The sequence below is a fragment of the Bradyrhizobium sp. LB13.1 genome (assembly GCF_054056815.1).
Map to the genome: position 1 here is coordinate 187,146 of NZ_JBSRYQ010000001.1, position 15,008 is coordinate 202,153.

11 protein-coding genes and 2 pseudogenes are annotated in these 15,008 nt (G+C 64.8%); 9 read left to right on the forward strand and 4 right to left on the reverse strand.

All coding sequences use genetic code 11. The features are described 5' to 3' along the window. Positions 1-128: 128 nt before the first annotated feature. From ACVWYI_RS00905 to prfA, 3 genes and pseudogenes are all read left to right on the forward strand, one after another. Positions 129-1,385 carry an aspartate kinase gene (locus ACVWYI_RS00905; RefSeq protein ID WP_456660956.1) on the forward strand — a complete coding sequence of 419 codons (1,257 nt, stop codon included), beginning with the start codon at positions 129-131 and terminating at the stop codon, positions 1,383-1,385. Between the two features lie 283 nt (positions 1,386-1,668). After that, positions 1,669-3,939 (forward strand): annotated as a pseudogene (ptsP, locus tag ACVWYI_RS00910) (phosphoenolpyruvate--protein phosphotransferase). Between the two features lie 57 nt (positions 3,940-3,996). After that, a pseudogene (gene prfA, locus ACVWYI_RS00915) lies at positions 3,997-5,083 on the forward strand (peptide chain release factor 1). A gap of 36 nt (positions 5,084-5,119) precedes the next feature. Here the strand turns inward: prfA and ACVWYI_RS00920 are convergent. Both ACVWYI_RS00920 and ACVWYI_RS00925 read right to left on the reverse strand, forming a co-directional pair. Beyond that, positions 5,120-5,596 (reverse strand): MarR family winged helix-turn-helix transcriptional regulator, encoded by a 477-nt coding sequence (locus ACVWYI_RS00920; protein ID WP_247444649.1) that lies wholly within the window; start codon positions 5,594-5,596, stop codon positions 5,120-5,122. A gap of 113 nt (positions 5,597-5,709) precedes the next feature. Further along, the gene (locus tag ACVWYI_RS00925; protein ID WP_456660957.1) at positions 5,710-6,294 is read right to left on the reverse strand and encodes a hypothetical protein; all 585 of its coding nucleotides are present in this window, start codon (positions 6,292-6,294) and stop codon (positions 5,710-5,712) included. A gap of 269 nt (positions 6,295-6,563) precedes the next feature. On the opposite strand from ACVWYI_RS00925, the gene ACVWYI_RS00930 reads away from it, so the two are divergent. The 4 genes from ACVWYI_RS00930 to ACVWYI_RS00945 all read left to right on the forward strand — a co-directional run bounded on the left by ACVWYI_RS00930 (position 6,564) and on the right by ACVWYI_RS00945 (position 11,426). Further along, entirely contained in the window at positions 6,564-7,898 is a 1,335-nt protein-coding gene (locus tag ACVWYI_RS00930; protein ID WP_456660958.1) for a substrate-binding protein, read from the forward strand. A gap of 98 nt (positions 7,899-7,996) precedes the next feature. Next, complete coding sequence (locus ACVWYI_RS00935) at positions 7,997-8,872, forward strand: branched-chain amino acid ABC transporter permease (RefSeq protein ID WP_456660959.1); 876 nt, start codon at positions 7,997-7,999, stop codon at positions 8,870-8,872. An 11-nt stretch (positions 8,873-8,883) separates the two neighbouring features. Then, entirely contained in the window at positions 8,884-10,731 is a 1,848-nt protein-coding gene (locus ACVWYI_RS00940; RefSeq protein WP_456660960.1) for a branched-chain amino acid ABC transporter ATP-binding protein/permease, read from the forward strand. After that, positions 10,728-11,426, forward strand: coding sequence for an ABC transporter ATP-binding protein (locus ACVWYI_RS00945; protein ID WP_247444644.1), 699 nt, complete (start codon positions 10,728-10,730; stop codon positions 11,424-11,426). Before ACVWYI_RS00940 ends, ACVWYI_RS00945 begins: the two co-directional genes overlap by 4 nt. Here the strand turns inward: ACVWYI_RS00945 and ACVWYI_RS00950 are convergent. Next, positions 11,423-11,842, reverse strand: a complete 420-nt coding sequence (locus ACVWYI_RS00950) for an HIT family protein (protein ID WP_456660961.1) — start codon at positions 11,840-11,842, stop codon at positions 11,423-11,425. The two genes, ACVWYI_RS00945 and ACVWYI_RS00950, sit on opposite strands and share 4 nt — an antisense overlap. Before the next feature lie 90 nt (positions 11,843-11,932). Between ACVWYI_RS00950 and prmC the strand changes: the two genes are divergently transcribed. Both prmC and ACVWYI_RS00960 read left to right on the forward strand, forming a co-directional pair. Beyond that, on the forward strand, positions 11,933-12,829 hold the full coding sequence (gene prmC / locus ACVWYI_RS00955) for a peptide chain release factor N(5)-glutamine methyltransferase (protein WP_456660962.1): 897 nt from the start codon (positions 11,933-11,935) through the stop codon (positions 12,827-12,829). A 459-nt stretch (positions 12,830-13,288) separates the two neighbouring features. Continuing rightward, positions 13,289-14,074, forward strand: a complete 786-nt coding sequence (locus ACVWYI_RS00960; RefSeq protein ID WP_354049674.1) for a DUF4167 domain-containing protein — start codon at positions 13,289-13,291, stop codon at positions 14,072-14,074. 160 nt (positions 14,075-14,234) lie between these two features. Here ACVWYI_RS00960 and ACVWYI_RS00965 read toward each other — a convergent pair whose 3' ends face one another. Beyond that, entirely contained in the window at positions 14,235-14,981 is a 747-nt protein-coding gene (locus ACVWYI_RS00965; protein ID WP_456660963.1) for a class I SAM-dependent methyltransferase, read from the reverse strand. Between the last annotated feature and the right edge of the window lie 27 nt (positions 14,982-15,008).

Below are 15,008 nucleotides of genomic sequence, written 5' to 3' on the forward strand. Positions count from 1 at the left end.
CGGATTGGCCCGCGCAGGAACCCGCTTGCCCCCGGCCCCGCCCCTCTGTATACGCGCGGTCGGTATCGCAGGCACCCGTCCAGCGCGGGTCACCATACTTATCCTTATGAGGGAATGCACGCGTCGTCATGAGCCGCCTCGTGATGAAATTCGGCGGCACATCCGTCGCCAACATCGAACGTATCCGCAACGTCGCACGCCATGTGAAGCGTGAGGTCGACGCCGGCCATGAAGTGGCAGTGGTCGTCTCGGCGATGTCCGGTAAAACCAACGAGTTGGTGGCCTGGTGCACCGAGGCCTCGCCGATGCACGACGCGCGCGAATACGACGCCGTGGTCGCCTCGGGCGAACAGGTGACGTCCGGCCTGCTTGCCATCGCGCTTCAGGGTATGGGTATCCAGGCCCGCTCCTGGCAGGGCTGGCAGATCCCGATCAAGACCAGCGACGCCCATGCCTCGGCCCGGATCGAGGACATCGACGGCGGCGAGATCATCAAGCGCTTCAGGGAGCGCAAGGAGGTCGCCGTTATCGCCGGCTTCCAGGGCATCAACCCCGAGACCAATCGCATCACCACGCTCGGCCGCGGCGGCTCCGACACCTCGGCCGTGGCGATCGCCGCCGCCATCAAGGCGGACCGCTGCGACATCTATACGGACGTCGATGGTGTCTACACCACCGATCCGCGAATCGTGCCGAAGGCGCGCCGGCTCGACAAGATCGCGTTCGAAGACATGCTGGAACTGGCCTCCCAAGGCGCAAAAGTGCTCCAGGTCCGCTCGGTGGAACTCGGCATGGTCCACAACATGCCGATTTTCGTCCGATCGAGCTTCGACAAGCCCGAGGATATCGACCCGCATGCCAACCAGCCGCCCGGCACGCTGATCTGCAGCGAGGAGGAGATCATGGAAAGCCACGTCGTCACCGGCATCGCCTTTTCGAAGGACGAGGCCCAGATCTCGGTACGCCAGATCGAGGACAAGCCCGGCGTTGCGGCGTCGATCTTCGGCCCGCTCGCGGATGCCAATATCAACGTCGACATGATCGTGCAGAACGTCTCCGAGGACGGCAAGACCACCGACCTCACCTTCACGGTTCCGGCTGCCGACTACACAAGGGCCAAGGAGACGATCACCGCGGCCAAGAGCCAGATCAATTATGCCCGGCTCGACACCGCCACCGACGTCGCCAAGATCTCGGTGATCGGCAGCGGCATGCGCAGCCATGCCGGCGTCGCCGCCCAGGCATTTTCGGCCCTCGCCGGACGGAATATCAACATCCGAGCCATTACAACCTCCGAGATTAAATTCTCCGTCCTGATCGATACCGCCTACACCGAGCTTGCGGTGCGGACCCTGCACACGCTCTACGGTCTCGATCAGGCATAGGCTAATTTTCTCTTAGCGGTCGCAGCAAACGCGAAGGTGTACACAGCTTCGCGTTTGGCAGGCGTTTTGCTTGGCAAAACAAGCCCTAATTCGCTATACGGCGAACAGGGTGGGCTGCCGCAAACTGTGCCCCAGTTGAGGCGGTGCTGATTCGGCTCAGGTGACGGCTCCAGCGGATCGGCTGGGCCGGCGCCGGACGAGCAAATTCGTTGTTTTTCTGGATTTCTGGGCGAGCCGCCGCGGGCCCCTTCGGCCCCGGCAGACGGTGGAGGGTTGACGGCACATGCGGAGCGCGTCGGGAGGTCCCCGCGTCTTGTTGAGACGGCTCCGCGAAACCATGGCGGAGCAGGTCTCGGCCCAGGAGCGGCTGGACAAGATCGTGGTGCTGATCGCCGCCAATATGGTGGCCGAGGTGTGCTCGGTCTATGTGCTGCGCGTCGACAACACGCTCGAGCTCTATGCCACCGAGAAGGCCTCAACCGCGAGGCGGTGCACCACACCGTGCTGACGGCCCATGAGGGCCTGGTCGGCCTCGTCGCCAGCGAGGCGACCCCACTCAATCTGAACGACGCACAGAGCCACCCGGCGTTCTCGTTCCGCCCCGAGACCGGCGAAGAAATCTATCACTCCTTCCTCGGCGTGCCGGTCCTGCGCGCCGGCAACACGCTCGGCGTGCTGGTGGTGCAGAACCGCGCCAAGCGCAACTATGTCGAGGAGGAGCTCGAGGCGCTCCAGACCACCGCGATGGTGCTGGCGGAGCTGATCGCCTCCGGCGAGCTGTCCGCGCTGGCCCAGCCCGGCCAGGAGCCCGCCGCGCGCCATTCGGCGCAGAAGGTCGGCGCCATCCTGTCGGAAGGCATCGCGCTCGGCCACGTCGTGCTGCACGAGCCGCGCGTCGTCATCAAGGACTACATCGCCGAGGACCTGCCCAAGGAGATCAAACGGCTCGACACCGCGCTCGCTAAGCTGCGCGCCGACCTCGATCGCATGCTGGAGCGCGGCGACGTCGCCGAGGGCGGCGAGCATCGCGAGGTGCTGGAAGCTTACCGCATGTTCGCCAACGACCAGGGCTGGTCGCACAAGCTGCACGAGGCGGTCGCCACCGGCCTCACGGCGGAAGCCGCCGTCGAGCGCGTGCAGTCCGACACCCGCGCGCGCATGCTGCGCTCGACCGATCCCTATTTGCGCGACCGGCTGCATGATCTCGAGGATCTCGGCTATCGCCTGATGCGGCAGCTGGTCGGCCAGGATCACGCGCCTTCACGTGAACAATTGCCCGACAACGCCATCGTCATCGCGCGCGCGATGGGCCCGGCGGCGCTGCTCGACTACGACCGCAAGCGCCTGCGCGGCATCGTGCTGGAGGAAGGCACCGCCAATTCCCACGTCTCGATCGTGGCGCGTGCGCTCGGCATTCCCGCGGTCGGCGAAGTGCCGAACGCACCTGGTATCGCCGATCCCGGCGACGCCATCATCGTCGACGGCACTTCCGGCTCGATCTATGTCCGTCCGTCGCAGGAGGTCGAGGCCGCCTTCGCCGAGCGCGTGCGCTTCCGCGCCCGCCGCCAGGCGCAATATCTGGCGCTGCGCGACCTGCCCTGCGTCACCAAAGACGGCCAGAAGGTCGAGCTGATGATCAATGCGGGTCTCGCCATCGACCTGCCGCATATCGAGGACACCGGCAGCGCCGGCATCGGCCTGTTCCGCACCGAGCTGCAATTCATGGTCGGCCAGAGCCTGCCGCGCACCAGCGACCAACTCGCGCTCTATCGTACCGTGCTGGATGCCGCCGGCACCAAACCCGTCACGTTCCGCACCCTCGACATCGGCGGCGACAAGGCGCTGCCTTATATGGAAGCGGTGATCGAGGAGAATCCCGCGCTCGGGTGGCGCGCGATCCGGCTCGGGCTCGACCGTCCCGGCCTGTTGCGCGGCCAGATCCGCGCGCTGCTGCGCGCTGGCGGCGGCCCGTGCGCTGCGCATCATGTTCCCGATGATCTCGGAGGTCGGCGAATTCGATTCGGCGAAGGCGCTGGTCGAACGCGAGCTGACCTATCTGCGCCAGCACGGCCACACCCTGCCGGAGCGGATCGACATCGGCACCATGGTCGAGGTGCCGGCGCTGCTCTATCAGCTCGACGAGCTTCTGAAGAAGGTCGACTTCATTTCGGTCGGCTCCAACGATCTGTTCCAGTTCCTGTTCGCGGTCGACCGCGGCAACGCAAAGGTCGCCGGGCGCTTCGACACCATGTCGGCGCCGATCCTGCGTGCGCTGCGCGACATCGCGCGCAAGTCGCAAGCGGCAAAGAAATCGCTGTCGCTCTGCGGCGAGATGGCGTCGAAGCCGATCGGCGCGCTGGCGCTGATCGCGATGGGCTACCGCTCGCTGTCGCTTTCGGCGACCGCGCTTGGCCCGGTCAAGGCGATGGTGATCGATCTCGACGCCAAGAAGGCCGAAGAGATGCTCGGCCCCTTGCTGGACGCCCCCGCCGGGAGCGTCTCGATCCGGCAGAAGCTGACGGAGTTTGCCGAGGCCGAAGGCCTGGCGTTGTAGCGGGCCTGTCGCCCCTTCCTGCCGCCTCGCCCTTTTCCGCATCTTGAGACTGAACCGATGTCGTCACTGCCCGAAGCCAAACTGGACGTCCTGCTCGCGCATCACGCCTCGCTCGAGGCCGAATCGCTCGGTCAGCTCGCCTCCGAACGCTATGTGCAGATCACGCGTGAACTCGCCGAGCTCACGCCACTGATCGAAGCGGTCAAGGCCTATCGTTCGGCCGTCAAGGAGCTCGCCGACACCGAGGCACTGATCGCCGATCCCGCGACCGATCCCGAGATGCGCGGCATGGCGGAAGCCGAGCGCGGTGAGTTGACGCCAAAGATCGAGGACCTGGTCCAGAATATCCGCCTCGCTCTGCTGCCCAAGGACGCCATGGACGACCGCAACGTGGTGCTGGAAATCCGCGCCGGCACCCGGCGGCGACGAGGCCTCGCTGTTCGCCGGCGATTTGTTCCGGATGTACGAGCGGTTCGCGAGCCTTCAGGGCTGGAAGGTCGAGGTGATCTCGGCGAGCGAAGGCAGCGTCGGCGGCTACAAGGAAGTCATCGCGGAGGTGCAGGGCCGCGGCGCGTTCTCGAAGCTGAAATTCGAATCCGGCGTGCATCGCGTGCAGCGCGTGCCCGACACCGAGACGCAGGGGCGCATTCACACATCCGCCGCGACCGTCGCCGTGATGCCGGAGGTCGAGGAGGTCGACATCGACATCAAGAACGACGATTTGCGCATCGAGACCATGCGCGCGGGAGGCGCCGGCGGCCAGCACGTCAACAAGACGGAATCGGCGATCCGCATCACACATATCCCGACCGGCATCGTGGTGATGATGCAGGACAGCCGCTCGCAGCACAAGAACCGTGCCTCCGCCATGAACATCCTGCGCTCGCGCATCTACGATGCCGAGCAGCAGCGCGTCGATGCCGCCCGCTCGGCCGAGCGCAAGGAGAAGGTCGGGTCCGGAGATCGCAGCGAGCGCATTCGCACCTACAATTTTCCGCAAGGACGCGTCACCGATCACCGCATCAATTTGACGCTGTACAAGCTGCCGCAGGTGATTGCCGGAGAAGCGATCGGGGAACTGATCGACGCACTGACCACCGAGCACCAGGCCGCGCAGCTCGCCGCCCAAGGCGCGGCGGCGTGACCGGCGCCGCGGCCTGATTGGCCGAAATCCCCCCGCTCAGGACTGGCTCGATTGCCGGAATGACTTCAACAAGCGGCTCAACGCCGGGCTCGCAGCGCGACGGAGCTCCTCGAGATTTTTCCTTGAGAGTGCCTGGAGCTTCTGCTCGCCTTTCCTCGTCAGCCTGAGATGAACACGCCTGGCGTCCTCGGGGTCAGTGACTCGGCCGACCAGTCCCAGCTTCGCCATGCGGTTGATCAGCTCGCCGGCCGAGTGGTGTCGTATCAGCAGAAATCGCGCGACGTCACCGACGGTCGCGGGACCCGGACGGACAAAGCCCTTGATACCAAGCAGCGCCTGATGCTGCTGCGGCGTCAATCCCTGCAGGTGTGCGGCCGCCTCACTGAACGTCAGGAAACTCCGGATTTGATAGCGGAACTGCGCAAGCGCCGCGTAGTCGGCCTCGCGCATCGCGCCGCCCTTTGTGGGCACAGCACGCGCCGAGCGTGTCGTCTGCCGCTTCGATGGAGCCATATCCTGCCTGCGACGTCGAACCGGCCGATGGAACGGGCGGCATCACCGAGACTAGCAAGGAAGGCCAGGCGGAACCAACCGACCGGCGCCGCGAATACACAAATATCGCCGCCCTATTCGAAGTTGGACAGCAGGATCCTCACCAGGATGACCTGAAACGCAATCGGGATGCGGACGCTCTTTCGCCGGATCGAGCGCTGGAGCGCGCTGGCAATCTCGGCGCTGGTCAAGGCACCGGCGGATGCGTTGGTAATCAACTCCGCCCACATCTGCGACAACGAGCCGCCGTGCGGGATCACCGGCTTGATGGTCACGCCACAGCCCTGCGCCCAGTCGACGATCTCCCGCATCGTGTGAGGACCGCAATTGCGCGCGGTCGCGAGACGTTCAGCCGTCAGCGCGCGCAGCAATTCGCGCGAGGGCGACCAATTCCCCTTCGGCGGCTGCTCGGCAGTGAGCTCGACCGCGAGCTCCTTGAGGACGTTCTGGGCACGCACGCTCAGCTTCTTCATCGGGCCAGGTACGCGCTTCGCCTGAACGGGGCCGACGATAGGCCCGCGCCGGCGCGGATCGGGCAGGCGCGAGGCATCGCCGGACTGCGGTGTCGCCCGCTGGCCGTTGACCTCTTCCGCCGGCCACGCCGCCTCCGGCCGCTCCGCTCCCTGCGGCCAGGACTGTCGCTTCCGGGCACCTGTCACTGTCGTCTGCCGCGCCATTTCTCTCGCCGAACCCGCCAGTCTCGTACTCACAAAGACTAATATATATCGTGATCCGATATGTTTTCACGAGATAATTTTCGTTATTCGACCAAAGGCGAAATTGACAGAAGGCGTTCACAAGCAATGTCTACGTCCAAGAGCTACACGCGGACGTGACGTGCCCGGCGCAGCAGGCCAGCGAGGTCGGCGGCGCCGGACAGGTCGTGCTCGCGCCTGCAAACAAGAACAAATGTTCGGAGGAAACGATCATGACTGACAATCTCATCCGCCGCGGCCTCTCGCGCCGTGGCCTGCTTCAGACCACCGCGGGTCTCATCGGCGGCGCGGTTCTGCCCGGGATGCCGGCGTTTGCCGAGGACAAGCCGGCGATCGGTTCCTACCCCGCGGGGGTCTCGGGTTCCACCGCTTTCATCGGCATCTCGGTGCCGCGCACCGGCACCTACGCCGTGCAGGGCGAGGACGAGCTCAAGGGCTACCAGCTCGCGATCGAGCACATCAACAGCGGCCATGATCTGATCAAGAAGATATCGCCCAAGACCAACAAGGGCGTGCTCGGCAAAGAGCTGAAGTTCGGCGTCGCCGATTCCGCGGCCAAGCCGAACGAGGCGGTGCAGGCGCAGCAGCGCTTCATCAGCGAGAACAAGGCGATCATGATCACAGGCGGCACGTCCAGCGCCGTCGCGGTCGCGCTCAACAAGCTCGCCCAGCGTGAGCACGTGCTGTTCGTGTGCGGCATTTCCGGCTCGAACGACACCACCGGCAAGGACTGCGTTCGCTACGGCTTCCGCCAGAACTTCTTCGGCCAGACCGCGGCTGCGGCGATCGGCCCGGTGATGGTGAGGGAATTCGGCAAGGGCAAGAAGGCGGCGTATCTGACGCCTGACTACACCTACGGCCACACCGTCACCAAATCCATGCAGGACTTCCTCGCGACCGCGGGCTGGACCACCGTGACCAACCAGGTCGCACCGCTCGGCGCGCCTGATTATTCCTCCTATCTGCTCAACGTCGCGAACTCCGGCGCCGACGTCCTGATCAACGTCAATTGGGGCCACGACGCCGTGCTGTCGACCCAGCAGGCCAAGCAGTTCGGCGTGCTCGACAAGATGAAGCTGGTCGTTCCCTACCAGGTGCCGTTCATCGCGCGCGAAACCGGTGGCCTGATGCAGGGCGTCTACGCCGCCACCGACTATTGGTGGACGATCGAGGACAAGTTCCCGCTGGCCAAGATGTTCAACGAAGCCTTCGAGAAGAAGTACGGCTACAAGCCGGAATGGGGCGCGGAGAACGCCTATGTCAGCTTCGCGCATTGGGCCCACATGTGCGAGCAGGCCGGCAGCTTCAGCCCGCCCGACGTGATCAAGGCCTACGAGAAGGGCGAAACCATCCCCTCGCTGGTCGGCGACGTGCATTACCGCCCTGAAGATCACCAATGTGTCCGCCCCGTGATCATCGTCAAGGGCAAGCAGCAGAAGGACATGAAGAACAAGGAAGACTGGTACGACGTCGTCGAAATCGTCCCGGGCGAAGGCCTGATGCAGAAGCCGGACGCGTTCGGGTGCCATCTCGGCGACTACACCTAAGCCCGCACTAACCCCTGTGACGCCGCGGGCTGCACTCTGGACCTGCGGCGTCACCTTTTTTGATGCGCCCCGTCGCGCGTTACAACAGCGATCGTTGCATGATTAGTTGGCCCAATCTCGTTTCGCAGCTTTTCAACGGGCTCGCGCTCGGCGCCCTGCTCGCGCTGATCAGCTCCGGCCTGACCATCATTTACGGCACGCTCGGCGTGCTCAACCTCGCGCATGGCGCGATGTTCATGATCGGCGGCTATGCCGGCTTCGTCGCCTACCAGTACACGGAGTCGTTCATTCTCGCCGTCATCGCGGGCTCGCTGTTCGTGATGCTGCTCGGCGTCGTCATGGAACGCGTCATCATCCGCCATTTCTATCACCGCCCCCACGAGGATCAGCTGCTCGTGACCTTCGGGCTCGGCATCTGCTTCGTCGAGCTGGTGCGCCTGATCTTCTCGAGCCAGTCGCAGCTGGTGCCGCCGCCGGCGCTGTTCCAGGGCATCACCAATCTCGGCTTCATGTTCTATCCGACCTACCGCCTCGCCGTGGTCGGCATCGTCGCGATCGCGCTCGGCGCACTGTTCATCATCCTCTACCGGACCCGGCTCGGCATGATCGTGCGCGCCGGCATCGAGGATTCGGTGATGGTCGATTCGCTCGGCATCAACGTTTACCGTGTCTTCATGGTCGTGTTCGGCATTGGCGCAATGGCCGCCGGCTTTGCCGGCATCGTCAACGCGCCGGTGGCGTCGCTGACACCGGGCATCGGTGACGACATCCTGGTCCAGACCTTCGTGGTGGTGGTGATCGGCGGCGTTGGCTCTTTCCCGGGCGCGATCCTCGGCGGCCTGATCGCCGGCGAGATCATCAGCGTCACCTCCATGTTCAACCCCGGCTATGCCTATGTGATGCTGTTTGCAGCGATGGCGCTCGTACTCGTGGTGCGACCGCATGGCCTGCTCGGCGTCCAGGGCCGCGAGTAAGCGATTTCCTGATGCTCAAGCAACGCCCGTTCCTGATCGAAGCCCTGACTGCGATCGGCTTGATCGCAGCCCCCTTCGTGCTGCCCCATCTCGGCTTCGCGCCGAACACCGTGAACCGGATCCTGGTCTGGGGCCTGTTCGGGCTCGGCTTCGACATCCTGTTCGGGTTCACCGGCTTGCTGTCGTTCGGTCAGTCCGCCTTCTACGGCACCGGCGGCTTCGTCGCCGCCTACCTCCTGACCCGCGCCGGGTTCAGCAACGTGCTGGGCGCGCTAATCATCGGCATGATCGCAGCCGCCGCGACCGGCTATCTCATCGGCCTCATCGCGCTGCGCCGCACAGGCATCTATTTCGCCATGATCACCGTGGCGATCGCGGAAGTGTTCTTCTTCGTCGAGTTCAATCCGCTCTCCGATTTCACCGGCGGCGAGAACGGCCTGCCCGGCGTGCCGACGCCGAGCTTCAATCTCGGCTTCACCACCATCCACTTCACCAATGGCTGGTCGCTCTATCAGTTCATCGCGCTGTGCTATTTCATCGGCGTCGTCATTGCGCTCAGGATCGTACGCTCGCCGGTCGGCGCCATCTTCAGCGCGATCCGCGACAATCCGCTGCGCGCCACCGCCGTCGGCCACAACATCCACGGCTACAAGCTGACCGCCTTCGTGATCGCAGCCGCTTATGCGGGCTTCGCCGGCGGCCTGCTCGGCGTGCTCCAGGCCTTCATGCCGCCCGACGCCTTCACCTTCGATACCTCCGGCCAGCTCGTGATGCAGACGGCCATCGGCGGCCGGGGCACGCTGTTCGGACCGCTGGTCGGCGCAACTGTTTGGCTCTTCCTTCAGGATTTCCTCCAATCCGCGCTGGGTCTCGGCGCAGCCTGGAAGCTGGTGCTGGGTGTCGTGTTCGTGCTGCTGGTCTGCTTCCTGCGCGGCGGCATCATCGGCGGTATTGCTGATCTCTACCGCCTTACCTCGGGCAAGCAAAAGCGGACGGACGCGGAGATAGAGCAAGAGGCCGCTGACGCTGAGGCCGCGCAGCAACCCGCACCGACGCCGATGCAGGCCAAGGAGGCCAAGCAACCCGCTTATTCCGGACCGATCCTGAAAGCCACCGGCCTGACCAAGCGCTATGGCGGCCTCGTCGCAAATAGCGACATCAATTTCAGCGTCAATCAGGGCGAGCTGCGCGGGATCATCGGTCCCAACGGCGCCGGCAAATCGACCTTCTTCAAGATGCTGACCTGCGAGATCGCGCCGACCTCCGGCCAGATCGTGTTCGAGGGGCGCGACATCACGGGATTGAGGGTCACCGAGGTTTGCCAGCTCGGACTGACCAAAAGCTACCAGGTCAACCAGCTCTTCACCGGATTGACGGTACGGCAGAACCTGACGATCGCCGCGCTCGCCGAGCTGCGCGGAAAATTCCGGCTCGACCTGTTCCGCAAGCTCTCCGGCGTCAAGGGCCTGACGGAACAGGTGGAGCACACGCTTGCCCTCGTCAACCTGACCCGCCGTGCCGATACGCCCGTATCGGAGCTCGCCTATGGCGAGAAGCGCAGGCTGGAGATCGGGCTCGCGCTCGCGACGTCGCCGCGCCTGCTGCTGCTCGACGAGCCGCTTGCCGGCATGAGCCCGCGCGAGCGGGTCGAGACCGTCAAGCTGCTCAAATCGATCGCGCGCGGGCGCACCATGATCATCATCGACCACGACATGGATTCGCTGTTCGAACTGGTCGAGCGCGTGACAGTGCTCCAGGAAGGCAAAGTGCTGCTCGACGGCACGCCCGAGGAAATCAAGTCCAACGCCGCCGTGCAGGAAGCCTATCTCGGCGGTGTTCACGGAGAGATCGCCGCATGAGCCTGATCGAGGTCAACGGCCTGAACAGCTATTACGGGGACTCCCACATCCTGTTCGACGTCGCCATGCGTGTGGAGCGTCATGAGGTGGTGGCGTTGCTCGGCCGCAACGGCGCCGGCAAGAGCACCACGCTGAAGAGCCTGATGGGCGTCGTGACGCCCCGCAGCGGCAGCGTGAAGTTCGACGGCATCGACATCGCCGGGCGCAAGAGCCACAGAATCGCGCAGGCCGGCATGCAGCTCGTGCACGAGGAACGCCGCATCTTCGGCGGCCTGTCGGTGGAGGAGAACATCATCCTCGCCGGGATCACTGCGCCGAAACGCTGGCCGCTCCAGCGCATCTACGAAATGTTTCCGCGGCTGAAGGAGCGTCGCAACAACCGCGGCACCGAGCTCTCCGGCGGCGAGCAGCAGATGCTCGCGATCGCACGGGCGCTGGTGCGCGATCCCAAGATCGTGCTGCTGGACGAGCCGTTCGAGGGGCTTGCGCCCGTCATCGTCCACGATCTCGTCAAGGCCTGCCGCGAGCTCGCGGCCGCCGGCCAAACCATCGTGCTGGTCGAGCAGAACCTGGCGGCCACGCTGGCGCTGGCGACGCGAATCTACATCATCAACAACGGCCACATCGTGCACGAGGGGCCGGCGCAGGAGCTCAAGGCCCAGCCGGAGCTGCTCCAGCGCTATCTCGGCGTCTAGATCGCGGCGATCATTCGCCTGACGTGATCGGCGAGCACGGCCATGTCTTCCTTGCGCGTCTGCGCCGGCAGCAGCTCGATTCCGGCCCTGACCGGCATGACGTGCATGTGCAGGTGAAAGACCACCTGACCGCTGGCTGGCTCGCTGAACTGCTGAAGGATGATGCCTTCGGCGCCGAAGGCCTTCATCGCGGCAATCGCGATCCGCTTGGCGGTTCGGGCGACCGCGGCGAGGTCGTCATCCGCGATATCGAGAATGCCGCGCGCCCGCGCCCGGGGAATGACAAGCGTGTGTCCGGGCGAGCGCGGCATGATGTCGAGGAAGGCGAGGCTGCGCTCGTCCCTGAAAACCTCGAAGCAGGGGATCTCGCCGCGCAGGATCTTTGCGAAAACGTTCTGATCGTCATAGGGCGCCATGGATCCCTCCTTCGCTGCGAGGCGCGATCTGACGCGCTCGTTTCCGTTGACGCAAGCAAGCCCGCCGATCTATCCACGGTACCAGGCAGGATGGTTCCATTGGCGGCCGATTTCGAACCCGGACACAGCATCGAGAGTGCGCGGCGCGCGCTTGCGGCACGGCTGCAATCGGCCGGCATCGAGCAGCCCGCCCTTGATGCGCGCCTGCTCGTCGGAGCTGCGCTGAGGCTTGATCTGACCGGCTTGGTCACGCAGGCGGCCCGGCAACTCACAGCTGAAGAGGCCGCGCGGCTCGAAGCATCCGCGAAGCGCCGGCTCGCCCATGAGCCGGTCGCCCGCATTCTCGGCGCTCGGGAATTCTGGGGCCTGCCGTTCCAGCTATCCGAGGCGACGCTGGTGCCGCGGCCGGACACCGAGACCGTGGTCGAACTGGCGCTCGATATCTTTCGCGGCCTCACGATATCGGGGCAGCGGCCGCGCATCGCGGATATCGGCACCGGATCGGGCGCTATCCTGCTCGCGCTGCTGCACGAAATTCCCGGCGCCTTCGGTGTCGGCACCGATCTCAGCTTGACCGCGCTCAAGACCGCCAGAGACAACGCCGCAGCTCTGGGCCTCGCCGACCGCGCCAGCTTCGTCGCCTGCTCCTACGCTGCGGCGCTTCGCGGCCCGTTCGACCTCATCGTCTCGAACCCGCCCTACATCCCGTCGGCCGAAATTCCGAAACTGAGCATCGAGGTGCGCGAGCACGATCCGCATCTGGCGCTCGATGGCGGCAATGACGGTTACGACGCCTATCGCGCCCTGACCCCGCAGGCCGCGGAACGTCTCGCCCCCGGCGGAGCACTGATCGTCGAGGCCGGACAGGGCCAGGCCCGAAATATTGAAACCTTGATGACGGCCGCTGCGTTGGTGGTGGACAGTTCGCCCAAAGTCGATCTGGCGGGCATACCGCGGGCGGTTTCGGCCCGAAAAATGCCCCCATAAAAGCCGGATTGGACTGCAAAAAACCTCTTGGAATATCCCTTGGGAACGACTACCTTCCGATCAACAGATCGGTGCCGGCCCCGTAGACCTACGGGCGAAAGCCGGGCTCTCTCGAGCGAGAGCCTACCGATAAAGGTTCCAAACCGCAGGTCCTGTTGAGCGCGATGGCCATTGAGCTGCGCTGCTTACCGACCGCAACGTGAACGAAAGCCTGATATTGAGCTTTAAGACTTACGCAACAAAGCTAGGCTTGTTTCGGCAGGCGATATGAATGGGTTCGCTGGCGATAGATGCTGGCGGTGGGGAACGCGTCTTTGTTGAACGCGACGGTCGACGAACATCGGCAGGGATCAATCTGTTTGCGTGCGGTGCGCGCGAGCGATGTGAACCGCTGTCATCAGGTCACTCTCAGCAATCAGTGATGCGTGCAACCTTTAGGGCTGGAATTAAAGGCAGGACATGAGAAACGGTCAGAACAAGCAGCGGATGCGCAACCGCAACAACAATAGTAGCAACAATAACAACAACAATAACCGGCGCGGCCAGAACCCGATGACCCGGGTCTACGAGTCCAACGGACCCGACATCAAGATCCGCGGCACGGCTTCGCATGTCGCTGAAAAGTATCTTCAGCTCGCGCGTGACGCGCGCTCCTCCGGAGACCCCGTTGCGGCCGAGAACTACTACCAGCACGCCGAGCATTATTTTCGCCTGATCGCGACGGCTCAGGAGCAGTTCCGCCAGAACCAGCAGCCGCGCGGCGACGAGCCCATCAGCAACAGCAGCGGCGACGACAGCGAAGACGACGGCGAGAATTTCTCGAATTTTGGCCAGGAGCCGGGTTTCGTCCCGCAGCCGCCGCAGCCGACTTTCGTGCGCGACCGCGATGGCCAGCGAGATCATCAGCAGCGAGATCATCAGCCGCGCGACAACCAGCCTTATCAGCGCGACAACCAGCAGCCGCGCGAACATCGCGAGCGCGACCATCGTCCGCAGCCGCAATATCAGCCGCAACCGCAGAACCAGCCGCAGCCCGTCGTCGTCGCCGAGGCTGGCAACGTCGATCGTCTGCCCTCCTTCATCACCGGCCCGCAGCCGCAGTTGACCGGCGCCCCGGGCGCCGGCCTTGAAGGCGCTGCTGGCGGCGAACGCTTTCCGCGGCGGCGCCGCCGGCCGAATGGCCCGCGCCCCGAGCGCGAAGCCGCTCCGGCGGCCTCGAGCGACGAAGTGGCCCCCGGCGAGTAAGCCGCAACCGTTTCGCCAGATATTCTGACCTGAATCGTCCCGGTCTTGCCGGGACGATTTTTTTAGAGCGTTTTCGAGCGAAGTGGATACCGGTTCGCGTCAAGAAAACGCGTCGAAACAAGAAACTAGAGCTCCGTTCCGATGCAACCGGAACGGAGCTCTAGCTGCGCGTCACGCTTGTCGAGGACGGCACCAGCACCGGCTTCGCCAGCGAGGGAATCAGCCGCGCCCGCTCGCGCTTGGCGGGGATCGCGCGGTAGACCTGCTTGGTCGCCTCGACGATGTGCACGCCCGCGAAGGGCAGCGACAGCGCCGCGCCAGCGCGCTCCCACATCTGTGCGGATTTCAGTACCCAGCCGCCGGCATAGGGCGGCATGAACAGCGCCTCGCCCCATGCGGTCGGGGTAAACCAGGTCTGGCGCAACAGGTCGGTGATCTGCGAGCGCGAATAGGGCCGGCCGTGACCGAACGGCGTGCTGTCGGTGCGGGTCCACACCCCGCGCCGGTTCGGGATGACCGCGATCATCCGGCCGGACGGCGACAGCACGCGCCAAGCCTCGCGCAGCAGCGCGGCCGGATCGTCCGACATTTCCAGCGCGTGGACCAGCAGGATGCGATCGACCGCGGCGTCGGGAAGCGGCAACGAGAATTCATCCACCAGCGAGGCGAGCGCCGGCCGTCCGGTCGGCCATTTCAAGACGCCCTGCGCCGACGGCATGAAGGCGATGCAGCGCTCCGCATCCTCGCGGAACAACCCGAGATAGGGCGTGGGATAGCCAAAGCCGAGCACGCGCTGGCCCTCGATACGCGGCCACCGCTCCCTGATGCCGCGATTGATCATATGCCGCGCCACAATCCCGAGGCGGCGGGAGTAGAACTCGCGGAGGTCGACGACATCAATGGTCATGACGGCAATGTAACATGCACGAGGTGG

Coding starts and splice junctions, on each gene's coding strand:
- ACVWYI_RS00930 (WP_456660958.1), top strand. CDS start 6,564: ATGACTGACAATCTCATCCGCCGCGGCCTCTCGCGCCGTGGCCTGCTT.
- ACVWYI_RS00920 (WP_247444649.1), bottom strand. CDS start 5,596: ATGGCTCCATCGAAGCGGCAGACGACACGCTCGGCGCGTGCTGTGCCC.
- ACVWYI_RS00940 (WP_456660960.1), top strand. CDS start 8,884: ATGCTCAAGCAACGCCCGTTCCTGATCGAAGCCCTGACTGCGATCGGC.
- ACVWYI_RS00935 (WP_456660959.1), top strand. CDS start 7,997: ATGATTAGTTGGCCCAATCTCGTTTCGCAGCTTTTCAACGGGCTCGCG.
- ACVWYI_RS00950 (WP_456660961.1), bottom strand. CDS start 11,842: ATGGCGCCCTATGACGATCAGAACGTTTTCGCAAAGATCCTGCGCGGC.
- prmC (WP_456660962.1), top strand. CDS start 11,933: ATGGTTCCATTGGCGGCCGATTTCGAACCCGGACACAGCATCGAGAGT.
- ACVWYI_RS00905 (WP_456660956.1), top strand. CDS start 129: ATGAGCCGCCTCGTGATGAAATTCGGCGGCACATCCGTCGCCAACATC.
- ACVWYI_RS00965 (WP_456660963.1), bottom strand. CDS start 14,981: ATGACCATTGATGTCGTCGACCTCCGCGAGTTCTACTCCCGCCGCCTC.
- ACVWYI_RS00960 (WP_354049674.1), top strand. CDS start 13,289: ATGAGAAACGGTCAGAACAAGCAGCGGATGCGCAACCGCAACAACAAT.
- ACVWYI_RS00945 (WP_247444644.1), top strand. CDS start 10,728: ATGAGCCTGATCGAGGTCAACGGCCTGAACAGCTATTACGGGGACTCC.